Source organism: Clostridium zhoujianii (assembly GCF_051590805.1).
GTDB lineage: Bacteria > Bacillota > Clostridia > Clostridiales > Clostridiaceae > Clostridium.
In genome coordinates this window covers 691,398-715,418 of sequence record NZ_JBPUTF010000001.1, presented here as the reverse complement: position 1 = coordinate 715,418, position 24,021 = coordinate 691,398, and the positions used below count along the sequence as shown (strand labels likewise).

At 29.6% G+C, this 24,021-nt stretch carries 19 protein-coding genes and 1 tRNA gene; 3 read left to right on the top strand and 17 right to left on the bottom strand.

Annotation, left to right across the window (positions count from 1 at the left end; genetic code table 11):
• Positions 1-86: 86 nt before the first annotated feature.
• Positions 87-473 (top strand): CidA/LrgA family protein, encoded by a 387-nt coding sequence (locus ACSYT2_RS03230; RefSeq protein ID WP_430857362.1) that lies wholly within the window; start codon positions 87-89, stop codon positions 471-473.
• Positions 454-1,167 (top strand): LrgB family protein, encoded by a 714-nt coding sequence (locus tag ACSYT2_RS03225; protein WP_430857361.1) that lies wholly within the window; start codon positions 454-456, stop codon positions 1,165-1,167. Before ACSYT2_RS03230 ends, ACSYT2_RS03225 begins: the two co-directional genes overlap by 20 nt.
• 776 nt (positions 1,168-1,943) lie before the next feature.
• Here the strand turns inward: ACSYT2_RS03225 and ACSYT2_RS03220 are convergent.
• From ACSYT2_RS03220 to ACSYT2_RS03140, 17 genes are all read right to left on the bottom strand, one after another.
• Positions 1,944-2,354: a hypothetical protein gene (locus tag ACSYT2_RS03220; RefSeq protein WP_438383435.1), complete on the bottom strand. Its 411-nt coding sequence runs from the start codon at positions 2,352-2,354 to the stop codon at positions 1,944-1,946.
• Between the two features lie 123 nt (positions 2,355-2,477).
• Entirely contained in the window at positions 2,478-4,667 is a 2,190-nt protein-coding gene (locus ACSYT2_RS03215) for a type IA DNA topoisomerase (protein ID WP_438383433.1), read from the bottom strand.
• Between the two features lie 155 nt (positions 4,668-4,822).
• A complete protein-coding gene (locus ACSYT2_RS03210) occupies positions 4,823-5,320 on the bottom strand; it encodes a TspO/MBR family protein (protein WP_438384993.1) in 498 nt (165 codons plus the stop codon).
• 79 nt (positions 5,321-5,399) lie between these two features.
• Positions 5,400-7,457, bottom strand: a complete 2,058-nt coding sequence (locus ACSYT2_RS03205) for an ATP-binding protein (RefSeq protein WP_430857358.1) — start codon at positions 7,455-7,457, stop codon at positions 5,400-5,402.
• A 2-nt stretch (positions 7,458-7,459) separates the two neighbouring features.
• Entirely contained in the window at positions 7,460-9,379 is a 1,920-nt protein-coding gene (locus ACSYT2_RS03200; RefSeq protein ID WP_438383430.1) for a sensor histidine kinase, read from the bottom strand.
• A gap of 304 nt (positions 9,380-9,683) precedes the next feature.
• Positions 9,684-10,628 carry an alpha/beta hydrolase gene (locus ACSYT2_RS03195; protein ID WP_430857356.1) on the bottom strand — a complete coding sequence of 315 codons (945 nt, stop codon included), beginning with the start codon at positions 10,626-10,628 and terminating at the stop codon, positions 9,684-9,686.
• Between the two features lie 23 nt (positions 10,629-10,651).
• The gene (locus ACSYT2_RS03190; RefSeq protein WP_438383428.1) at positions 10,652-12,808 is read right to left on the bottom strand and encodes a YhgE/Pip domain-containing protein; all 2,157 of its coding nucleotides are present in this window, start codon (positions 12,806-12,808) and stop codon (positions 10,652-10,654) included.
• A 321-nt stretch (positions 12,809-13,129) separates the two neighbouring features.
• A tRNA-Leu gene (locus ACSYT2_RS03185) sits at positions 13,130-13,215 on the bottom strand.
• Positions 13,216-13,494: 279 nt separating this feature from the next.
• On the bottom strand, positions 13,495-14,622 hold the full coding sequence (locus ACSYT2_RS03180; RefSeq protein ID WP_430857354.1) for a glycosyl hydrolase family 8: 1,128 nt from the start codon (positions 14,620-14,622) through the stop codon (positions 13,495-13,497).
• Between the two features lie 19 nt (positions 14,623-14,641).
• A complete protein-coding gene (locus ACSYT2_RS03175; RefSeq protein WP_430857353.1) occupies positions 14,642-15,184 on the bottom strand; it encodes a lytic transglycosylase domain-containing protein in 543 nt (180 codons plus the stop codon).
• Positions 15,185-15,199: 15 nt separating this feature from the next.
• Positions 15,200-15,796, bottom strand: a complete 597-nt coding sequence (gene coaE, locus ACSYT2_RS03170) for a dephospho-CoA kinase (protein WP_430857352.1) — start codon at positions 15,794-15,796, stop codon at positions 15,200-15,202.
• A gap of 15 nt (positions 15,797-15,811) precedes the next feature.
• The gene (gene polA, locus ACSYT2_RS03165; protein WP_438383425.1) at positions 15,812-18,415 is read right to left on the bottom strand and encodes a DNA polymerase I; all 2,604 of its coding nucleotides are present in this window, start codon (positions 18,413-18,415) and stop codon (positions 15,812-15,814) included.
• Between the two features lie 181 nt (positions 18,416-18,596).
• Positions 18,597-19,514 (bottom strand): glutaminase A, encoded by a 918-nt coding sequence (glsA, locus tag ACSYT2_RS03160; RefSeq protein WP_430857350.1) that lies wholly within the window; start codon positions 19,512-19,514, stop codon positions 18,597-18,599.
• 203 nt (positions 19,515-19,717) lie between these two features.
• On the bottom strand, positions 19,718-20,449 hold the full coding sequence (locus ACSYT2_RS03155; protein WP_430857349.1) for a DUF3284 domain-containing protein: 732 nt from the start codon (positions 20,447-20,449) through the stop codon (positions 19,718-19,720).
• A gap of 109 nt (positions 20,450-20,558) precedes the next feature.
• Positions 20,559-21,923, bottom strand: a complete 1,365-nt coding sequence (locus tag ACSYT2_RS03150) for a PTS sugar transporter subunit IIC (RefSeq protein WP_430857348.1) — start codon at positions 21,921-21,923, stop codon at positions 20,559-20,561.
• 220 nt (positions 21,924-22,143) lie between these two features.
• A complete protein-coding gene (locus ACSYT2_RS03145; RefSeq protein ID WP_438383424.1) occupies positions 22,144-22,452 on the bottom strand; it encodes a hypothetical protein in 309 nt (102 codons plus the stop codon).
• A gap of 16 nt (positions 22,453-22,468) precedes the next feature.
• Entirely contained in the window at positions 22,469-22,780 is a 312-nt protein-coding gene (locus tag ACSYT2_RS03140) for a hypothetical protein (RefSeq protein WP_430857346.1), read from the bottom strand.
• Between the two features lie 382 nt (positions 22,781-23,162).
• On the opposite strand from ACSYT2_RS03140, the gene ACSYT2_RS03135 reads away from it, so the two are divergent.
• Positions 23,163-23,978, top strand: a complete 816-nt coding sequence (locus ACSYT2_RS03135; protein ID WP_438383422.1) for a metallophosphoesterase — start codon at positions 23,163-23,165, stop codon at positions 23,976-23,978.
• Positions 23,979-24,021: the final 43 nt, after the last annotated feature.

Below are 24,021 nucleotides of genomic sequence, written 5' to 3'. Positions count from 1 at the left end.
TTTTACTATACTCATTCTTTTTTCATTGTTTACATAAATTTTCATAAGTGATACATTATAATAGATGAGTAAAAAGGAGGCATAAGATGAAACTTTTTAGAGAAGCAATAATTATATTTGGAACTTACTTAATGGGGGAACTAATTTCAGGACTATTAAATCTACCTATCCCAGGTAATATTTTAGGAATGTTGATTTTATTGATATTATTATGTACTAAAATTATAAAAGTAGAACAAATAGAAACTGTATCTAACTTTCTTTTAGACCATTTAGCATTCTTCTTTATTCCAGCTGGAGTTGGACTTATGACATCTGTTGGTATAATTAAAGATACATGGGCTAAATTAATAATTGTTTGTATAATTACTACAATTGTAATAATTGCTAGTACAGGACTTATAGTACAATTTGTATCTAGGAAGATTAGTAAGAATAAAGGAAGTGAATCAATTGAGCATAGTAACAAATAACATACTTTTTGGTATAGTACTATCACTACTAGCCTTTGAGATTGGATTATACATATATAAGAAAACAAAGATCCCTGTATTTAATCCTTTGCTTATTTCAATAGGTATTGTAATAGCATTTTTATTAGCCTTTAATATAGACTTTGAAGTTTATAATGAAGGGGCCAAGTTTATAAATATGTTCCTCGGACCTGCTACAGTAATACTTGCAGTACCATTATATAAGCAATTAGAACTATTAAAAAAACATGCCACATCAATTTTTATAGGCGTTTTACTTGGATCTATTATAGGAATCTTTTCAGTAATTGGACTCTCTTATATTTTAGGATTAGATAGTTCTCTTATTAAATCATTACTTCCTAAGTCTGTTACAACACCAATTGGAATAGAGTTATCAAGTCAATTAGGTGGTATTGTACCTATAACAGTTCTTGCAATAATAATTTCTGGTATAACTGGAGCTGTTATCGGACCTACTATTTGTAAGATCTTTAGAATAAATGATAGTGTTGCCGTAGGTATATCAATTGGTACTGCTGCTCATGCCGTTGGTACTACTAAAGCTTTAGAGCTTGGTGAAACTGAAGGTGCTATGAGTGGACTATCTATAGGGATTGCTGGAATAATGACTGTATTTATCGCTCCACTATCTTATCATCTTGCTACTTATGTTTATAGTTTTATAAAGTAACATATAGATAATAATGAATAGTTAGTATATAGGTAAAGTCTATACTCTCATATACATTAAAATAGAATAAGGACTCTCATATATTGGTTAAGGTCTAATATCTCAGTGAGAACTAGGCTTACAACAAATATGAGGGTCTTTATTTTTTAATATATCTTTCTTATTACAATAATGTTCACATTTCAACAAATTAATGCTATACTTTCCTTATAATGTAATTGTATCTTATTCACTATAAAGGGGTGATTATTATAAAAAAAATTATGATATGGTTAGCTTTAAATATACTTACTCTTATACTATCACGTAATAATAATTTTTCTATAATTTTTCTAGTTAACTACATGTATATCCCTTTTCTATATGATGAATTTATACTTAAAGTCAATGAATTTACTCGTAAGGAAATTAATTTAAAGGAAGTTATTAAATCCTACTATAAATATCTACTACTTACTCCTATGACCCACTTAATGTGTTTTGAATCATTCCTAGGATTTTCATCTTTAGGTTTAGTTTTAGGTTACATAAAAAGCGGAGTTACTAATAACTATAGAATGCTATTACTTTTTTCATTTCTGTCTTTTCTTTTTATTATCTCTGCTAGTAGAAATATTAAAAGCTTTTTTATTGATTATAAAGGAAAAAGTAGAAAGTAAAAGGAGCTGTACTACAGCTCCTTTTACTTTTATAATTTCTTTTTTTTAGTGGATCTAATAATAGCTATTGATCCAAGTAGAACTCCTAGAAACCCTATATTTTCTCTAAAAAAATCCTTAATATTCATCTGCTCCTAATCCAAAAACATACTTTCTCTTCATAACAAGGAATGCCATTATTACTGGAAGCACTAACCCAAGTACTATACTTAAAATACTAAATCCACTAGCAATAATTGTATATATAATATTTACCACAAGATAGCCTGCATAAATATATAACCCAACTGCTTTTTTTAATAAAATAAGTATAACTGCTACTAATAATGCTAGTGCTATTACAGCTACTGCAATATATTGACCAGTACTTGTTTCCTCCAAACCTTTTTTTACTGCTTCCTTATTAATAAGATCTTTATTAAGTATTCCAACTACCGCTCCAAAAAGACTTATTACCACACCTATTAAATGTAAAACTGATATTGTTATAATTCCTCCACCTAACCCCTCAGGTCTTTCATCATACATATTATATTCCTCCTTATATTTGCTAATATGATAAATTGTAATTTATATCCAACATATTTGCAATACACTAGTTAGGAATTTTATGTTAATTTAAGGTTGTAGCTACATATTAATTTTACTTAGCTAAATAAATTCTATCTGCCAATTATATCTACCAGTTTCCTGATTCATTACATATTTAAAATAAGCAGAAAAGGTATTTCCCTTTTTACTTTTTAAGTTTCTAAAGCCAACCTTACCATTCTTAAGTAACAGCTGAACCATCTCTTTAGATACCTGTTTCCCAAAGGAAGCTATATATTTATCATCTTTCCAAATAGTATACTTACATCCATTCTTCCAATTGCTACATCCAAAGCCCTTTTCTCCTTCTATTATAGGATTACCACAAGTTGGACATGGTCCTAAGCTTTCCGCTTCTGGTGGCAACTCTACCTTGAATTTAGCTAAGGCTCCTGTGTCATTTTTAATCTTTTCAACTGCTTCTGTTGTAAAGTCACATATTAACTTCATGAAATCAGACTTCTTAAACTTTCCTTTTTCAATATCTGATAAAGTTTTTTCTAGTCTACCAGTATAATCAAGGTCTAAAAGTTCTTTAGCTGGGAATACTTCAACAATTGTTCTACCTAAATCTGTAGTTGTTAAGCTCTTGCCTTTTGCTTTAATATATCCTATATCCTTAAGCTTTTTTATAGTTTCAGCCCTTGTTGCAGGGGTACCAATACTAAAACCACTTAATATAGACTGCATCATTTCATCTGAAGTAGCCTCTTCATCTTCTTTCTCTTCCTTATCACCTTTGTCATCTTTAAAATTCTTACCGCAGGTTTCCATTAATCTAAGTAAGGTTTTCTCTGTATGCAACTTAGGTGGTTTTTTAGTAACCTTATTTATTTTATTACCTATAACATCAACAGTCTCATCAACTACTACCATTGGTAAAATAGTATCTTTACTATCAATTTTTTCTACTACCTTCCAACCTTCTACAAGTTGTACCTTCCCCCTAGCGATAAATTCTCCTTTTACCTGTGGGTTGTCAGACTTTAATGTAATTTTAGTTTCTTCAAATTCAGCTACTGGCATAAATTGCATTATAAATCTATTTTTTATAGCATTATATACTATCTCTTCATCCTTACTAAGGCCTGTAGGCTTAATATACGTTGGTGTTATGGCACTATGGCTCTCTACCTTTGAATTATCAAATACTCTTTTGCTTTTTACAAATTTAATATCCTTCTCATAAGGTAAGCCTACTTTTAAGGTATTTAACACCTTCCTAGCTCTGTCCTCTAAACTTTCCTCTAATACAACACTGGCTGTCCTAGGATAGGTTGTAAACTTCTTTTCATATAACGATTGAGCTACTTTAAGTACTTTATCTGAGGTCCATCCCTTATACTTACTTGTTATATGCCCTTGTAAATTAGATAAGTTAAAAAGGTAAGGAGGGTAATCTCTTTTCTTTTCAGTTTGCTTTTCTGTTACCTTTGCAGTACTTCCATCAAGTAGAGGAAGAAGATCATCTAGAACCTTTTTATCATCAAACTTTTCTGTTTCATTTTCATAGTAAAGAGCTTCAAACTCTTCATTTCTTGCTGTTTTAAAGTTTGTATTTAACTTGTAATATGTAGAGGCCTGAAAGTTTTCTATTTCTTTATCTCTATCATAAATAATCTTTAAGGTTGGAAGTAGTACTCTCCCTATATTAATAGTTTTATTCTTTTCAAAGTTATATTTAAGAGTACTTACAGAAGTAAGATTAATTCCTATAACCCAATCAGACCACTGTCTACCTATACCAGCATCTTGTAATGGTCTCATCTCTTTATTATCCTTAAGGCTTGCCATCCCTTTCTTTACTTCATCAGGAGTCCATTCGTTTAATAATAGTCTATAAATAGGTTTCTCTACATTTAGATATCCAAATAACTCATCTGCAATTACCTGTCCTTCTCTATCAAAGTCTGTTGCAGATATTACTCCATCAACTTCTGGCTTTTCTATAAGAGATCTAATTATTCCTATTTGCTTTGCAGCACCTTTATCTTCGACACTTCTATTTATACTATCACACTTAACTTTATACTTGAATTCTTCTGGTATAAATGGGAACTTTTCAAATCTCCAGCCCTTCATGCTCTCATCATAATCCTTGGCATCAAAAAGCTGAAGCAAATGTCCAAAGGCCCAAGTAATGTAGTAGCCTTCCCCTTCAAAATATCCATCATTTCTTTTTTTAATATTTAATGCTTCTGCTATATTTTTAGCAACTGAAGGTTTTTCTGCAATAATTACTTTGCTCATATCAAAATCCTCTCTTGTCATAAGGTATTTTCAAGAAAACAATTAACCCCATTTTATTCTATTTTCTTTAATGTCTACAACTCAAAAAAATAGGCATTCTAACCTAAAGTTAATATGCCTATTTACCATTTAATAAATCACTATATTCTATTATACTACATTTCATTTTTCATCCAAAGGAAAAAATTCAAAACTCCAGCAAATATAGTCCAAATAATATATGGAATTAATAAAAATCCTGCTATTTTATCCAACTTAATAAATTTTACAAAGGTAATTATAATAAAAATAAATAAAATTATAAGTTCAATAAATGCAAGTCCATAAAGTCTAAAGGAAAAGAATATAATTGGCCATAAAAAATTTAAGAGTAATTGAATTAAGTAAAAAAACAATGCTGTTCCTACATCTTTCCCCTCATCTCTAATCATATAAATTCTATAGGAGGCTAAACCCATTAAAATATATATAATTGGCCATACAATTATATATACCCATGATGGCGGTGCAAATATTGGTTTTTCAAGTTGCATATAAACTGCTGCTGCATTTCTTGTTAAATATCCAATAGCTAGTCCACCTAATAGTGGTAAGAGAGTTAACCCTATTAAGGTTAATATTTTAACTTTTCCATTTACTTTAAATATATTAATCATTAAACACCTCTTTAACATAGTTATCATTATAATACTATGTTAAAGTGATATTTTTATGCTAAGGTATAGAATATAACTAAAGATATATATCAGAAAACTCTGTATCAACTTTATCATCTACAGGATTCATCTCAAATATTTCTTCCTCTTCTGCCTGATCAATGTCATAACACCTTTTAAGCTTTAATATAAACTCAGTACCAATCTCATCATTAGACCTAAATTCTATAGATCCACCCTGTAATTCTATAAGCCTTTTAGATAAGAATAACCCAAGGCCACTTCCTTCTCTCTCCCTACTTAAGGATTTGTTAATCTTTGTAAACTTATCAAATATATATGGTTGTATTTCCTTATCTATAATATATCCATTATTCTTAACATGAATAAATACGGTTTCATCATCTACATCTATATCTACTAAAATTGTACCCCCTCTTTTACCATACTTAACACTATTTGATAAAAGATTTAATAATATTCTTTCAATCATATCCTTATCACATTCCACATAAATTTCTTCCTCAACAGAATCAAAAACCAATGTGTTTTCTATTTTTTCAATATATCTATTACAGGCTAGAGATATGTTTTCAGTTACAGATACAATGTTGTATACCCTCATATTAGGCTTTAAATATCCTTCTGAAACCTTGTTAGTATCTATAAAATTATTTATAGTTCTTATTAGTCTTAGACAATTTTGCTTAATAGTATCATTCTTTTTATCTATACTTTCTATATTTCCTTCTTTTAAATATACTTCATTTAATTGAAGAGCTGAATATATTAAATTAATAGGGGTTCTAAGCTCATGGGATATATTACTATAGAATTCATTCTTAAGCTTTTCCTCCTTTAAATACTCTTCATATTCTCGTCTTATCTCATGATTTTTATTTATTTCTGTTATATCATTTATATATACTAACCTATTTAAGCTATCTATCTTTAAAAAGAATACCTCAAACTCCATACCATTTCTTTTAATAGTATCAGTCTTATATAACTTTTTTTCAATATTGTTTAAGAAATATGAATCATCCTCTAAATTCTCTTCTATAATACTTTCAGGTACTATATCCCTAATAATGCTCATAAACTCTCGTCCCATTACATCATCTTCAGATTTATTACCTAACATTTTGATTGCTGCACCATTTATATAGGATAACCTATCAAAATAAAATATTATTATTCCATCTTTAATAGCCTCAATTAGATTGCTATATCTTTTTTCACTTTTTTCAATTATGCTTTTGAACTCAATAAGGGTTTTATTTCTTGTACTTAATATATTGTTCAAATCCTTTTGCATCTTTTGTGCATCTACCAAGTTTTTCTTCATATTATCATAAGCCCTAGATAACAAGAAACTTGCCATTACTTCGTATAGCATATAATAAGCCATATACTTGAATATTCCTGCTTCAAATATACAATCATAATTCCATATATTATTAGAAAACAATAAGGATTGATATATTATAATAAACATAATAAATAAATAAAGAAACTGTTTATCCTCTTTATAAAATATTTTTTTATCAAAAAGTATAAATAATATTAATGACACTGCAAGAATTCCTACTATAAACCCTTGAAAAGTGTAAAACTCCTCGCTACTTCCTCCTTTATAATAGGCAGAATACATAATAGTATTAAATATAAAAACTGTAATAAATACTCCTAAATAAATAACAACTGACTGAATTACAGATTTCTTTTTAATCTTTAAGATCAATGCAACCATTACAATAATGTACTCTAAATAGAAGGTTGTAACAGTGATAATATGATTTATTCCATTATTCCAACTAATATTAATTTTATTTGGTAAAATAACATTTGTGAAGGATAGTAAACTTATAAAAAGAAATCCTACTCCAATATACTTATATATATCTCCTTCCTTAACATCATCCCTTATAATTGAAATAATTGATAAGGCCGCCCCCAAAGAAGCACAGAATATTTCTATTAAGGATTTATATACACTTAAATCTTCATTCATATAATATGAAATCATAACAATTATTAATATTGGTATTGATATTCCTAGTGAATGCTTTGAAAGATTCTTAGCCCTATCTTCAATATTATCATTATAATTTCTTGATAAGTCCTTCAACATAGTTATATCACCTTCTTAAATAGCAATTCAAAATTACTACCAATATCAATTTCACTTTCTACACTTATCTTCCCATTTTGTTTTTCAACTAACTTCTTAACAACAAATAGTCCTATGCCTGTCCCCTTTTCAATTGCTTGCCTATTATTATTTCCCATAGAATATCTACCAAAGGCCTCTTTTATAAATTCCTTCTCCATACCCATACCATTATCCTTTACTGAAACAATTACTTCATCACCAATATCCTTAACTATTACCCCAATTCTTCCGTGATTATAGCTAAACTTTATTGCATTTGATATTAAATTTATAATAATTCTTTGCATGAAATCAACGTCTACTTCCACAAAAATTTCTTCTTCGTTTGTATCAAAAACCAAATCTATATTCTTATTTTTTGCATAGTCAACTAAAGATATTGTCATTTCCTCAATAATCTCAACAATATTTTTAACTTCTAAGTTTGCAGATAAGAAGTCTGAATAAATTCTACTACTATCAATTAAATTGTTAGTTAATCTAATTAAGGTGATACAATTCAATTTTGATATTAAATTATATCTTTCAAGGCTCTTACTATTACGGTCACTAATATAAAATTCAATTAACTGAGTAGCTGAATATATTACATTTATAGGTGTTTTTAAATCATGTGAAATGTTTGATAAGAAATCATTTTTTAGTCTTTCCTCAAATAACTTATTCTGTATGGATTCCTTCATACTATCTATCTTCACCTTAGATGTAACATCATTAAATATAACAATAACCTCATCATTATTCTCTGATACATCAACAAATTCTAAATCAAAGTATTTTAAATCTCCATTTATCTCTGTAGTTCCTCTTAGTAGGCTACTATAGCTTTCTTGGAAATCGCTATTACTTTCTAGTTGAATAATAGAAAATAACTTTCTATTAATTACCTTCTTTAACATTCCTTCTCCAATTAACTCCATAAAATTTGTATTAGCAAAAGAAACCCTTTCATTCTCTTTATTAATAATAACTAAAGGTATAGGAACATTCCTGAAAAATGTTCTTAACATTTTTTCCTTCTTTCTAACTACCATTTGAGATAGTTCTAGCTCCCTATTTTTTGCTACTATTTTTTTATTTAATTCATTCATCTCATTATTTTTATTAAATAAATCACCAAATAAAAGTTTGTATGGGTTATTTAAGAGTTTTTCAATAATATACATACATTGTGTTGTGAATACGATAAAACCAATTCCTATCATAGAAAATTGCAAATAAAAATTTCTAATTCCTATATAATCTATAATTGTAAATCCTATTGATAATACTAAAGTAATGCACATTGCCATATAAATATAATTTACCTTCTCATGGTCCCCTGTTCCATATTCTTTCAGAATTGTTCTTGCATTTAAAAATATACTTATTACCATTAAATTTACTATTATTGAAAATATAAAAGAAGGGACTATAAAGGATATAATATTAAGTATTACGAAGATACTACCTGCTATAGTCATCACCTTAATTTTATTTGTTTCTTTCTTATTAACATATATTATTATTAACAAAGCTCCTAACATGGTTATAAAAAAACTCATGCTACTTTGCATACTAAATACAGGAATACCCTCCTCATATAATGTTTCATAATCCAAGGGTAATAACTGAATAACATTATCTATGGCAATAAAAATATACTGTATACATACTATCCTTAATACCTTATCTTTATGTACCTCACAAGTTGACTTAATTAGAAGTAGTACACAAAATGAACCAATTAAATATATAACTGTAACTATAGAATAAATTATTTCCGGAAAATCATGTAATATTATTATTGTCAAAATATATATAGATATAAAAATAAGAGAGGTTGTTAAATATCTCCGCTTGTTAACATATAAAAATTCACTATCCTTTTCCCCATGCATCTTCCTCACCCCTAACTAATATTTTACATTAATTTTAGCCTAATGTGAAGAATTTTGGTAATTTTTATAAAAATTCACTCTTTTGTATACTTTAAAGGAGCTTTTCTTTTTATTTACATTCCTTCTCTTCATCAATTATTCTTAAAATAAAAGGACTCTCATATACTCATTGAAGTCATACTATCATTGAAATATAGAACTTCAATCCCTATGAGAATCCTCTTAATTAATTGTTATTAGATTATATCACTGGTCTAATAACATTACTACTTTTTTATTTATAATGAAATTTATTATTATTTTATCATTCGACAAATTTCTCGGTTTTCCCTATCCTATCCTCTAACCAAAGTAAGATATCCTTAATTACTTCATCCTTATTATGCTCATTTAACATTTCATGTCTTCCATCCTTATAAAGCTTAAATGAAACATCTTCTATTTGCAATTCTCTATAGCAATCATATAAATTAACTATACCCTTACCTGAATAACCCACTGGATCCCTATCTCCTGCAAAAATATACATTGGTAATTTCTTTGGTATTCTAGCCAAATTTTCTTTTTTATGTATTGCCCATAACCCATTTATTAAATCATAGTAAAAAGATGAGCTACAGACAAACCCGCATAATTCATCATTCATATACTTATTAACTTCTTCTTCAACAGAGCATAACCAATCAAAGTTTGTTCTAGCTGGAGCAAATTCTTTATTAAAGTCCCCAAAGGATAGTTTATCCATTCTTTTACTAATATGTCTTCTTCCATACTTTTTTATTTCTCTATTAGCAATTACTGCACCAAGCTTAGTTATTTTTTTAGGCTTGCCATTTGTTCCTGAAAGTATAAGATAGTCTATTTCATCCCCATAAAGCTCTGCATATCTTTGACTTAAAAAAGATCCCATACTATGTCCTAGTAATACAACAGGTATTGATGGATTTTCTACTTTTATAATATCTGTTAGCTCTTTTAAATCCTTAACCATCCAATTAAAGCCATCTTCATCTGCAATGTAGCCTAATTCCTCTTTTGATCCTGCAGTCTCTCCATGTCCTCTATGGTCATTTGCATATACAATATACCCCTCTTCATTCATCTTTCTAGCAAAATAATCATACCTTAAAGACCTTTCAGTCATCCCATGAGCAATTTGTATAACTGCTTTAATATTTTCCCCCTTTGGAGTCCACTTAAATGCTACTATTTCTTTTCCTTCTGTATCTGTAAACTTAAACTTTTCCATTTTCTTCACCACCAATTCTATTTCTAATGACCAACTATTCCACTTTCTCCAAGTTTATCAACAAGCTTTTTAGAGTGCTTATTAATAAAGGCTTTTAAAGTTATTCCTATAACTAAGGATATCACGAAATATAGTAATAATAAAATAGTATCATACCTTAGTAACTCTGGTACTATACCTGCTACTGCTTCCCTCATACCACCTATAGCATATTTAAATGGTAATAATGGATGTATTCTTTGGAAGAACTGAGGCATTACCTCTACTGGGAAAGTTCCTCCTGAGGCTGATATTTGTAATACTAAGAATATTACCCCTATAGCCTTTCCTACATTACCAAAGACAGATACTAAGGTATATATCATTGTCATAAATACAACACTTACAAATATTCCATATACCACAAATAGTACTGGGTGAAGTACATAAGTTTTAAGTATAAATATATCTCCTACTGTTGCCACTAATCCTTGTGCTATAGCTATAGATATAAAGGTTAAGTATTTACCAAAATATAATTCAAGTGGCCTTAACTCTACTCCTTCTTCCAATGGCTTTGCATGAGTTGTGAATAATGATACTAATAATAATGCTCCAACCCATAAAGATAAAGTTGTAAAGAATGGTGACATAGCTGAACCGTAATTAGGTATTTGGAATAACTTATTCTCATTTATTTGTATAGGACTTGATAAAAATGAACTTTCCCTTTGCCAATCATTAGTAATTAAATCTAATATTTCATCTATTTTAGCCTCATCATCTAATCCTTTTAACTTTTCAACATATCCATCTAGCTTTTCCTTTATACCAGGAAGCTTTTCATTTAATAGTCTTAATTCTTCTGTACCAAACTTAGCTCCTTTATCAGCTAAAGATAATACACCTTTTAAATCTGGTAAACTTTTTTCAGCTTCTCCTAGTAGATAGATTCCGTTATTAGAAATCTTACTTAATTCCTCTATTCCTGCATTTAAAGCTGGCATTATTTTACTATCATAATCATTTACTATTGCAGTTAATGTATTGTTTATTCTACCTACTACTGATTTAAGCTCTTCAAACTTGCTTGTATCTAGAGTTCCTCCATTATTTATACCTTCTAAAAGCTTATTTACTATCTCTAATCCTTTATTAACTTCAGCTCTTATATTATTAAGATTTGTTATTGCTTCAGTTAAATTCTTATTATGAATTAATTTATTAATTGATTCTAATAAATTAATTAATGATTCTAAGGAGCTATCTAAACTACTAACTTTCCCTTCTATTTTTGTTAAAATTTCCTTAGTAATCTCAATAGATGTATTAGGGTCAATAGAATTTAATAAATCATTAACTCCACCCACAACATTACCAGCAACTACTAAATCTTCTTTTATAACTGGTCCTAGTTTTTCAACTCCACCTTGAGCTTTCTTTAAATAATCACTACTTTTATTTAAAACATTTTCTGTAGTATTAATTGTATCCTCAACAGTTGGCATAAGCTCATTTGCTTTTGTAACTAATTCATCAATAGTAATAGTTCCTTCTTGAGCCTTATTAACTAAATCTTGAATTTCAGGCATACTTTCATCTAGTTTATATACTAGGTCTACTAATTTTCTTAATTGTGGCCTTGCATTTGCTGCCTCAATTCCAATCTCATTTAAAATCTTAAATATTATTCCGTCTACTGTCTTAACTACTTGGCTACTTACTTGATCTTTAACAGAGCTAACACCCTTATCCGTAATCTTTGGGGCTATAGCATTTGTCTTTTCGTTTACTGTATATTCAAGTGAAGGTTCAACTATATTATCTGTTGTAATTGATAATAGGTTACTAGAGAAATTCTCAGGTATTTTTATACTGGCATAATATTTGCCATTTCTAACCCCATCTTCTGCTTCCTCTTCACTAACAAATTCCCAGCCAATTTGATCATTTTCTTTTAAATTACTTTCTATCTCATCTCCAATTTTATATTCCTTTTCCTTAAAGGAGCCTCCCTTATCCTTGTTCACTATTGCAACCTTAATACCTTTAGTATTACCATATGGATCCCAAGATGATTTAATATTAAACCATCCATATAATGAAGGTAATATTACCAATGCCAATGTTACTACAAAGGCAACCCAATTAGTGAAAATATTCTTTATGTCCCTTTTGTAAATTTTAAAAATGTTCTTCATATTAATACCTCTTTTGTTAGTAAAATTTTATGTACAAAATTATAACACACTTTATGACTAAAAGTCATTTTTATTTTAAAAATTAATTTTTTTGTTATTTTTATTTTTCTCTATTATTATTTTTAAATACACCAAAAAGAGGATAGATAGCTTTTAGAGCTATACCATGGTACTATTTAACTTGAAAATTATACTTATGGGAGAAAAACAAATAATAAAACTAAAAAAGAATACTATATTAGTGTGTAACCACACCAATATAGTATTCTTTTTTTATTTAAAGTTCTTTACAATGGCTATAATTTTTATATACTCATCTTTTGGTGCAGGCGACGGGACTTGAACCCGTACGCAACTAGTACACATGCCCCTTAAACATGCCTGTCTGCCGATTCCAGCACGCCTGCAAATTAATTTACTTAATAAATATATTTTATTCCTCTTTGGAAATTTATTCAATATATTTATATAATAAATAGCACTATATTAATTATTATTAATATAGTGCTATCCGGATGAAGGAGTTTTATGGAAATGTTTTTTGGGGGAACACTTCTTTTATTCTTCATCTTTAACTACATTATATCAGTATAATCGAAAAATTTAATCTGTTGTCTATACAACTTTTTTTCTCATTTTATATTTTTCTTGATTAATACATATTGATCTAGCCATCATTTTATCTTCTAGCTATTCTTAACCCTTCTCCATGCTAATAATGCATTTAAATTATCGAATGAATATACTTCCTTTGTGTTCCCATTACCATAGGCTCCATATATAGGGTTATTAACATCTAAAATTTGATATTCTTCCAACTTTTTAATACAAATATTATATAGTTCAGTATCTTCTAATAAACTAGCCACTTGTAAAAGATTTGAATATATAGATGTTGATTCTATACTACTTATGGCTTTACCAGTATCTTTACTGTAAGATATGAAGATTCCCCCATCTTCCTTATACTTACTTTTAATCCACTCTATGGACTTAGATATATCTTCTCCAACTTCTACTCTATTTAGTAGTATTATTGAAGATAATAAAGTGTCTATATCTCCATCATCATATAAGTTACTTTTCCTATCATATTCCTTTTTATATAGTGGTATTTCATCACTAATATAACCACCATTCATAATTTCTAAGGAATTCTTGTATATATCATTATAGTCCTTATCTAGTTTTGATATTAGTTTAATTGTTGGCAAATCTAAATAACATAGGGTTGTTTTATCACTTTTATTAGTTCCATCATTGAAATCTGATAACATTCCCTCATCTAAAAGTTCTTTTTTTATTCCCCTTGAAATATTTAAAGCTACTTTTCTATATTTCTTATCTCCCCATCTCTCCTCCCCTAAAAGAAGTGCTTTAATCACTCTTAAATCATCAATAGTTGCAGAAGTTTCTGATGATTCTCCCTCTTCCACTCTCCAACTTAATACACCATTTGGAAGAAACATATTTTTTTCAACATATACTAATGTATTATCGAATTCACCTTTTCTATCCCTATCTAAATAATATAGAAGCATCATTCCCTGAGATTCTGATAAAACTGAATGCCCCTTAGTTATATCTCCATCTGAAATTTCATCATTATAATTAGTTTTTATTCCCCACTCATCATTCTTTAAGTTATTATCTATAAATTCTAACAGTATTCTTTCTCTTTCACTAACTTGATTATTTTGCCATACCACGCCACTTTTAATAGGTTTAATATATGGCAATAGAAAATATATGGCACTTATTGATATTATAACTAGAATAAATACCGAAAGAATTATCTTTCTTTTCTTATTCATAGCTCCCCCTTTTTATCTCTTATTCGTATATAGCTTTATAAATTTTATAATAAGTATTTACCCTATCAACATACTTTTTAGTTTCCTTATAGGGTATATAATCTAACTTTTTACCATCCTTTGAGTAGTCTGAATTCTTTAGCCAACTAGCAACCTTTCCACGTCCCGCATTATACGCTGCAACAAAAAGGTCCATATCTCCAAATTCTTCCCTTAAGTTATTTAGATACCAACATCCCATTCTTATATTGTAGTCTTCTTCATACAATTTTTCTTGATTATAATCAGTTAACCCCATTTGTTCTGCTATCCATTCTGCAGTATCACCTGTAATTTGCATAAGTCCCATAGCTCCTTTATGAGACTCTGCATCTGACTTAAACTTGCTCTCAGCCTTAATTACTGATAAAACTAGATATGGGTCCAGATTATATTCCTCTGAATACTCCTTTATGGCATCCTTATGTTTAAAGGGAAATAAATAATTTTTAAGTAATAGGTTAGCGCCAAAGAAAGCTATTATTATAATGATTACCCCGATGATAAGTTTCTTAAGCTTCATCCCTTTCTCCTTTTCCTAAATGATTTTTAAAAACTTAGTAAGATCATCAACCTGATTCTTAGTTTTTGTTAAATCCCCATTATTATCTATTAGTATATTACTATACTCTTTTTTCTCTTCTAAAGACATCTGAGAATTCACCCTACTTATTGCATCTCCATTACTAATCTTATCTCTAATTTTAATTCTTTGTATTTGTGTGTTATTATCAGCCCATACCAATATAACATAATCCATATCCTTATGGAGTTCATTTTCTATTAGGGTTGGCGCATCAAGAATTACCATGGATGCCCCATTTTTCTCATATCTCTCAAGGGCAAGATTAATTTCCTTGATTATATAGGGCATTATTATCTTCTCATACTTGATTCTTTGCTTAGTGAATCTGAATATGTGATTACCAAATTCCTTTCTTCTAAACTCACCACGCCAATCGAAAAAACCTTCCCCGAATTCAACCCTAACTTTTTCCAAAATTTCAGGGTATCTATTTAAAACATCCCTAGCTACTAAATCTGCATCTAGAACCTTAAATCCCGCCGCCATTAGCATCTTTGATACTGTGCTTTTCCCAGTACCAATTCCCCCAGTCAATCCAATTTTAATCATAGATTTTCAGCCTCCTTACTTAGCTTCGTACCAAGTAGATCCTTCGTTTACATCCACTTCCATAGGCACATGTAAACTCACTGCATTTTCCATTTCTTCTTTAACAAGATTTCTTACTATTTCTTCTTCTTCTGGTTTAACATTTAAAATCAATTCATCGTGAACCTGAAGAATCAAACTACTTTTAAGCTTTTCAGCCTTTAATCTATTAAATACCTTAACCATAGCAATCTTTATTATATCTGCTGCACTACCTTGAATAGGTGCATTCATAGCTAATCTATCTCCTAAGGCTTTTACTATCTTATTAGAAGATTTAATCTCTGGTATAAATCTTCTTCTATTAAGAATAGTCAATACATATCCATCTTCTTTAGCTTTATTCACTACATCCTCTAAATAGGTCTTGATCTTTGGATATCTTTCGAAGTATATGGCCATGTATTCTCCAGCTTCTTTTTTAGTAATTTTTAAGTCTTGAGATAGCGAAAAATCACTTATTCCATATACTATACCAAAGTTTACTGCCTTAGCTCTACTTCTCATAACTGATGTTACTTCATCAAGTGGTACATTAAATACTTCTGATGCTGTCTTTCTATGAATATCACTATGGTGCTTAAAGGCATCTATCATATTCTCATCACCTGCCATATGTGCAAGTACTCTAAGTTCAATTTGAGAGTAGTCACAGGATAATAGAATATCCCCCTTTTCATTTGGCACAAATACCTTTCTTATCTCTCTACCCATTTCATATTTTATAGGTATATTTTGAAGGTTAGGCTCTGTACTTGATAATCTCCCAGTAGTTGTAACTGTTTGATTAAAGCTTGAGTGAATGCGCCCATCCTTATCTATAACATTCTTTAGCCCTTCAACATAGGTTGAATTAAGCTTTGTAATTTGTCTATAGTAAGTTATTTTAGGTATTATAGAATGCTTATCCTCTAACTTTTCTAATACTTCTGCATTTGTTGAATAGCCAGTTTTAGTTTTCTTTATTACTGGTAAATCTAATTTTTCAAATAGTATCTTACCTAATTGCTTAGGAGAGCTAATATTAAATTCTTCTTCTGAAATTTCGTATATTTCCTTTTGTGTTTTCTCTATTTCTTCCTTAAACTTCTTTGAAAGCTCTTCAAGTACTTCTTGATCAATATTGAAGCCTTCTCTTTCCATAGAAGATAATACATATACTAAAGGAAGCTCTATATTGTAGAATAGCTCATCCATACCATCTTTTTCTATTCTACTTTTAAGTTCTTCATAAAGTGGTTTCATATAAGAAGCTAATTTAATTGATGCGTCCTCTGCTTCTCCAGTAGGATCTTCCCCTAAATATTCATTAACTAAAGTCTTTAATGGATACTTACCCTTAGAAGAATCAATTATGTAAGCAGCAATTGCAGTATCAAAGTCTAATGATTTTATTTGAATATCAAACTTATTTAAAACTGTTATTAGTTCCTTACAATCATGTATTATTTTCTTAATACTTTCATCTTCCATGAAGGTCTTTAATATTTTTATTCCTTCTTCTCTATCTTCTTCCAGTATTTCTTTAACACATATCTCTTTTCCATTATTTTCTTCCCCTAAAATTAGTTTATCTAATTCTATCTTAGAATATACTGAAGAATTTAAAGTTGTATAGATTATATAAGACTTTTCTTTTTCATCTGCAAAAGCCTTTCTCATTCCTTCAATAGTTGTAACTCTTTCTACTGATATATTATCTTCTACTTCTTCATCTCCATCACTAAATTTATCTATTAGTGATTTCATTTGAAGTTTAAATAATAATTTCTTTACCTTTTCCTTGTCATAGCTATCACTATTCTTTATTTCTTCTAAATCTATATCTATTGGAACCTCTGTCATAATAGTGGCTAACTTCTTAGAGAATATTGCCTGCTCTTTATATTCCTCAAGATTCTCCTTTAACTTTTTACCACTTACTTTATCTATATTATTTAGAACTTCTTCTATAGATCCATAAGTTTGGATTAATTTAAAGGCTGTCTTCTCACCTATACCTGGTACCCCTGGTATATTATCAGACTTGTCTCCCATTAACCCTTTTACATCAATAAATTGTACTGGTGTAACTCCAAATTCTTCTTGGAAAGCCTTTTCATTATAGACTGCAGTTTCTGTAACACCTTTTTTAGTAATTACAACATTAGTTTTTTCTGATGCTAATTGCAGAGCATCCTTATCTCCTGTAACTATAAATACTTCGATATTATTTTTCTCAGAGAGTTTAGCTAATGTTCCTATAATATCATCTGCTTCAAAACCTTCTATTTCATATATACTTATTCCTAATAATCCTAATAATTCTTTTATTATTGGAAATTGCTCACCAAGCTCTGGTGGCATCTTCTTTCTACCAGCTTTATAATCCTCAAATTCTTTATGTCTAAAAGTAGGTGCCTTCTTATCAAAAGTTGCTACTATGTAATCTGGCTTAATCTCTTCTTTCATTTTTAATAGCATGTTTGTAAATCCATATACTGCATTCGTATGAATTCCCTCACTATTTGTAAGTGGAGGTAGGGCATAAAATGCTCTATTCATAAGAGAGTTTGAATCCAAAATCAGTAATCTTTCCATAATTCCTCCTATTTCAATAATAGCTTGCCCTGAGGCAAGCTACATAGTCTGTGTATATTAATTATACTATTTTTTATAGGTAAAATCATTATATATATGTTTTAATTAAAAATACCTTTATGTAGATATTTATAACATTCATTTATAAAGCTACCCAATATTTAATAAATAATACAGTATTTTAGAATATACTTAAATCTAACTCCTCTGATAAATCTTGTAGTAATTGCAATCCAGCTAAACTATTCCCTTTCGCATCAAGGGCTGGTCCATATACTCCTATACCCATTTTTCTTGGAACAGTTGCTAGTATCCCACCACCAACTCCGCTTTTAGCTGGTATTCCAATATGTACCGCAAATTCACCTGATGCATCATACATCCCACAAGTAACCATAATAGTTTTTACTATTCTACAGGTTTCCCTAGACATTAATCTCTCATTACTCCAAGGAGTTACTCCATCATTTGATAACACTGATCCAAACATTGCAAGATCAACTGCATTTGCCTCTATAGAACATTGTCTAAAATATAAATCAAGAATCTCTTCTACATTACCTTCTAACATCCCATTACTTTTCATAAAGTATGCTAATGCCCTATTTCTATCTCCTGTTAGTTTTTCTGAAATATAAACTTCTTCACTAATCTTAATATTATCATTATTTGTAGCTTTCCTCATAAATTCAAGGATTCTATTAAATTTATCTTCTTCAGATTCCCCATATATTAATGCTGTGGTTGCTATAGCTCCAGCATTTATCATTGGATTATATGGTCTTGCCTCATCCTTTATTTCTAGATCTACTATGCTATTAAAACCTTCACCTGCTGGCTCAACATTAACCTTTTTAAACACATTGGCTCTACCATTATCCCCAAGAGCAAGTATTAAACTTACAACCTTTGATATACTTTGTATTGTAAAATTCTTTTCACATTCTCCAGCACAATACTTACGGCCCTGTAAATCAACTATTGCTATACCCAAATCATTTGGATCTGCCTTAAGTAATCCAGGAATATAAGATGCTAGTTTACCTTTCTGTCCATGTACCCTGTTTTTTTCTACAAGTGTCTCTAGTAATTTGTACACATTAACACCTCTTTTTCTTATGTTTCTAAAAATCCATTATATATCTTACTCTTTTACCTTACAAGATATTTTAAATTTTTACTTCCATAGATTAGCTTTAATAACATAAGCATTACCAAAAGTTATCACAATTTAAATAAGTATTATAATTTACTACAAAGTAAAAAAAGCAACGTAAAAACGTTGCCTTGATATAATCATCTTTAATTATTTTCTTTTTCTTCGTTAACAATAGCATCTGTTGTTATTTCCGCTACCGCTTCACTAACTGCCTCATCCTCTAATTCGTCTTCGAAGCTTTTAGCTTTCGCTTCTGCTTCCTTAGCTGCCTTCTCTGCTTGCTCCGCTGCTACTCTTGCTTCAGAAATTGCCTTAGCTGCTGCAAGCTTTGCTGCCTTTGCTTCTTCTTCAGCTCTTTTTGCTGCTTCTTTTGCTGCCTTAGCCTCTGCTTTAGCCTTTACCTTACTTTCCTCGTCTGATTTAGTCTTAGAATTCTTCTCTACCTTAGATCTATATGTTTCTATTTCCTTTTCAAGGCTATCTACAAAGTAAGCAAATCTTCTTTTTACTCTGCCTTTAAAAGCTATGTTTTGAATTAATGTATTAAATCCTGGGAAAAATCCTGGTTTCTTGTCTTCCTCAGTTAATGTAATTCTAGTTGAATTATCATCTACTACTTCAAAATCATATGTTGAAATATATATAGCACTACTACTTGTGCTAGTAATTTGATATAATTCATTTTTCTTAAATCCTGTTATCTCAACTTCTAATGTTGCTGATTGTGCTGAATAAGCTCCAACCTTCTTAGAAACCTTACAACCTACTGGATTATTTTCATTAAATTTAGGGAAATCCCTTTTTGCTGTTCTTATAAATATTCTAAAGACTTCTTCTACTGGGTAATCTAATACCACTGAATTTAAAAAGGCCAAAATACTACCTCCATTCATGTCTAAATACTTTTTGTATTTATTATAACTTATAAAGAATGCATAAGCCAAGGGCTTATGCATTCAAAATTTAAACTATTATACTTATTTATTAAGCGTCTTGTGCATCGCCCATTTTGTTTGCTGCGATTACGAATGGAGCCCAAAGTACTATTGCAAGAACAAGTAATGCTGCTGCAAGTACTGTTGCTTTCCAGTCTCCAGCTGTTCCTAAGAATGCTGATAATACTGGAGGAGTAACCCAAGGAGCTTCTACACATAGGTAGTCTGCGAATGGAATTACTGCTGTAAATATCCACGCTATAAATGTCATTATTGGTGGAATTAATACGAATGGTATAAAGTAAGATACATTTAATACTATTGGTAATCCAAAGATAACTGGTTCGTTAATTTGGAAGATACCAGGAGCTATAGCTAATTTAGCAAGTTCTCTTGATTCTTGTCTCTTTGAGAATATGAATATAGCGATTAGTAATGCTAATGTACCACCTGATCCACCTGGCATTGCATATACGTCTAAGAAGTTTCTTGTTAATGCAAATTGAGGTTCTAAACCTTGGTTAACCTTGTCTATATTATCATATAGAGCTGGTTTGTATAATGTGTTCATTGCAGGGTCTATCATGTTTGATCCGTGAAGACCGAAGAACCATAATAATTGAGCAAGGAATATTAATCCGATATATGTTGCTGGAGATTGTCCAAATTTCATTAATGGATCTTGTACCCATTTTTGAACTGCTTCTGGGAATGATAAATCTAATCCCTTCATGAAGATGATTGAAACAACACCCATGATGAATAATGTTACACAACCAGGAAGTACTGCTGCGAAAGCCTTTGATACTGCTGGTGGCACTTGTTCTGGCATTTTAATAGTCCAGCCCTTTTTAGTGAAAGTAACGAATAATTGAGTTGAAACTAAAGCTACTATGATACAAGCAAACATTGCGTTTGAGTTTGTAACACCCCAGCTAATTAGTCCCCATCCACCTGCTTCATAAGCACCAGTGTCTGGGTTTAATCCGAATACTCCTGCTGCTGTATCTCTCATTAATACAAAGTAAGAAGCGAAAGATATTAAAGCTGCTGCTAATCCATCTACTTCATATGATTTTGCTAATGAGTAAGCAACTGTAATTAATAAGAATAATGATATAATTGCTAATGTACCCCACCAAACTTGGTTCATACATGGTATAACGTATTTGTCTAAGACTGGCATAACTGATTCTTTATATGAATCAATTTTAACTAATTCTCTACCAATAAGTGAATCAGCCTTGAAAATAACGTTATTAAACATTGATGCAAATGCACCAGCCATTGATACTGTAAGAGATGCGATAAATCCGTCTCTTAGGGCTATTAAATGTTTTTGTCCACCAATAAATGATGCGACTGGCATTAGATATTTTTCTAATGCTGCTGAAAGTTTGTCCATAAACTTCATTTTTAGTTCCCCCCTAATAATGATATTAATTTATATGAATGTCCACGCTTCCTTCAAGATTAAAAAGTGCCTTTTCTCACCTTGCTCTCCACATAGATCACACATAACTTATTAATCATTTACATCCTTAAATGTAAACCTTGTAAGCTTTGCTTACAACTAACCCTTTGTTTTTTCAATTATAGTAATATTTATTACTACAACTATTTATTTAGAACTATTATCTAGTTTCTTCTAAATAAATATTATTTTTACTGAATAAAAACAACCAGGAAAAGGCATATTTAAATCCAGTTAATTTTGAGCCGCAGCTCAATCTCAATGTTTCTTTTGGCTTTATATTAACCTGTCTAGTAGGACTTTTTGCTCCCATTACCTTAACAAAAACATCATGCTTTCCAGGTTCTAAACTAATTACTTTTCTAGAGCCATTAACTAGGGAATTTACTTCTTTTCCATCTACATAAACCTTGTAGTCTGCAAAATTGTATAATTCTTGTTCTTCTCTAGTGAAGATAATGTCCCCCATTTTACTCACCTAATTCTTAATCAATATATTTCTCTATTTCTGGCATATATTTTTCTGTTCTCTTAAGACCAAAGTCAGCTGGCTTTAATACCATATAAGGAATATTCTTCCCTTCTAATTCTGCCTTTATCTTTGCTTCGCTTAAGATAACTTCTGGTGTTATAACAACTATCTTAACTTCTTTTTCAGCTATTATGTCAAGATAAGCCTTATCATCTGTATATATCCATTCGATTGGAAGATTATTTTTCTTTGTATACTCATCCATCACTCTTTCGAAAGATTTAGCTTGTCCTGTACCTTTACAAATTACTAATACATTATTCATGTTCAATATATCCTCCTATTACTAATCTACAAATTAATTATTATTTATATAATAACAATATTAGTTTTCTTTTAAAATATTCCTATTACTTGGATTAATTTTGTTTTTTCTAATTTATCCTTGTTATCATTTACATTGTAGCATCTTTTTTCTTTTTTGTACAGTTTTTTTACAAATTTTATTTAAAAAAACTTTCTCAAAAGAAATACTTGAATCTTACTACAAACTTATTGTATACGATTTTAATCTAAATGTAAACATTTTTATTTCAAGGATTTTTGTTTTTTGTATTTATTTTTGTATAATTTTGTTCTATCCTTGATATATAGGCTGTTACCATATAATACTAAAATAAATATTTTTTTGAATAGGAGCTAATTTTATGACTTTTTCAATTAAAAAGAATAAAAACAGCAGACTTTTTTTTAATTATCTAAATATAAAGGTTGATATAACAAATATTGAATTATCCAACAAAAAACTGCATACTTCACAAAAAATAAAAGTTATACACTTATCTGACCTTCACTGTAAAGCTTTTGGAAGGGATCAAAATTACATCCTATCTAAGATAGAGGGTTTTAATCCTGATCTTGTAGTTTTTACTGGTGATTTAATAGATGGTCGCAGTTCCTCAAAAAACTATAAGCATTCCTATAAACTAATGAAAGGGCTGACTAAATATCATCCAGTATACTATGTTACTGGCAATCATGAGTACTATTCTAATAATGCATATGAAATTAAAAGCAAGCTTATAGATATTGGGGTATCAGTTTTGAACGATGAACATACCACACTTTCTATTAAAGATACTATTATTAACATTTATGGATTAGATGATGGTAAACTTAATAAGATTTTTCTTGAAGATAAATTAAGAGAAATCACTAAAGATATGGATAATAATAATTTAAATATTCTTCTGTCTCATAGACCAGAATTATTTGATACCTATTCGAAATTTAATTTTGATTTTATTTTTTCTGGCCATGCTCATGGTGGCCAATTTAGAATTCCCTTTACTAATCAAGGTTTAATAGCTCCTGGTCAAGGACTTTTCCCTAAACTTACCGAAGGAACTCATACTTTGAATAACTCTACCTTAATAGTTAGTAGAGGCCTTGGAAATAGTCTTTTTCCCTTTAGGTTATTTAATCAACCTGAGATAGTTGCTCTTACTATAAAGGGTAAATAATACCTAAAGAAAGGCATGATGAAATAATTCAATATTTCACCAT

Bases quoted from the DNA above. Each gene is read 5' to 3' on its own strand.
- ACSYT2_RS03230 (WP_430857362.1), top strand. From the start codon at position 87: ATGAAACTTTTTAGAGAAGCAATAATTATATTTGGAACTTACTTAATG.
- ACSYT2_RS03220 (WP_438383435.1), bottom strand. From the start codon at position 2,354: ATGTATGATGAAAGACCTGAGGGGTTAGGTGGAGGAATTATAACAATA.
- ACSYT2_RS03215 (WP_438383433.1), bottom strand. From the start codon at position 4,667: ATGAGCAAAGTAATTATTGCAGAAAAACCTTCAGTTGCTAAAAATATA.
- ACSYT2_RS03205 (WP_430857358.1), bottom strand. From the start codon at position 7,457: ATGTTGAAGGACTTATCAAGAAATTATAATGATAATATTGAAGATAGG.
- ACSYT2_RS03200 (WP_438383430.1), bottom strand. From the start codon at position 9,379: ATGCATGGGGAAAAGGATAGTGAATTTTTATATGTTAACAAGCGGAGA.
- ACSYT2_RS03195 (WP_430857356.1), bottom strand. From the start codon at position 10,628: ATGGAAAAGTTTAAGTTTACAGATACAGAAGGAAAAGAAATAGTAGCA.
- ACSYT2_RS03190 (WP_438383428.1), bottom strand. From the start codon at position 12,808: ATGAAGAACATTTTTAAAATTTACAAAAGGGACATAAAGAATATTTTC.
- ACSYT2_RS03180 (WP_430857354.1), bottom strand. From the start codon at position 14,622: ATGAATAAGAAAAGAAAGATAATTCTTTCGGTATTTATTCTAGTTATA.
- ACSYT2_RS03175 (WP_430857353.1), bottom strand. From the start codon at position 15,184: ATGAAGCTTAAGAAACTTATCATCGGGGTAATCATTATAATAATAGCT.
- coaE (WP_430857352.1), bottom strand. From the start codon at position 15,796: ATGATTAAAATTGGATTGACTGGGGGAATTGGTACTGGGAAAAGCACA.
- polA (WP_438383425.1), bottom strand. From the start codon at position 18,415: ATGGAAAGATTACTGATTTTGGATTCAAACTCTCTTATGAATAGAGCA.
- ACSYT2_RS03150 (WP_430857348.1), bottom strand. From the start codon at position 21,923: ATGAAGTTTATGGACAAACTTTCAGCAGCATTAGAAAAATATCTAATG.
- ACSYT2_RS03145 (WP_438383424.1), bottom strand. From the start codon at position 22,452: ATGGGGGACATTATCTTCACTAGAGAAGAACAAGAATTATACAATTTT.
- ACSYT2_RS03140 (WP_430857346.1), bottom strand. From the start codon at position 22,780: ATGAATAATGTATTAGTAATTTGTAAAGGTACAGGACAAGCTAAATCT.
- ACSYT2_RS03135 (WP_438383422.1), top strand. From the start codon at position 23,163: ATGACTTTTTCAATTAAAAAGAATAAAAACAGCAGACTTTTTTTTAAT.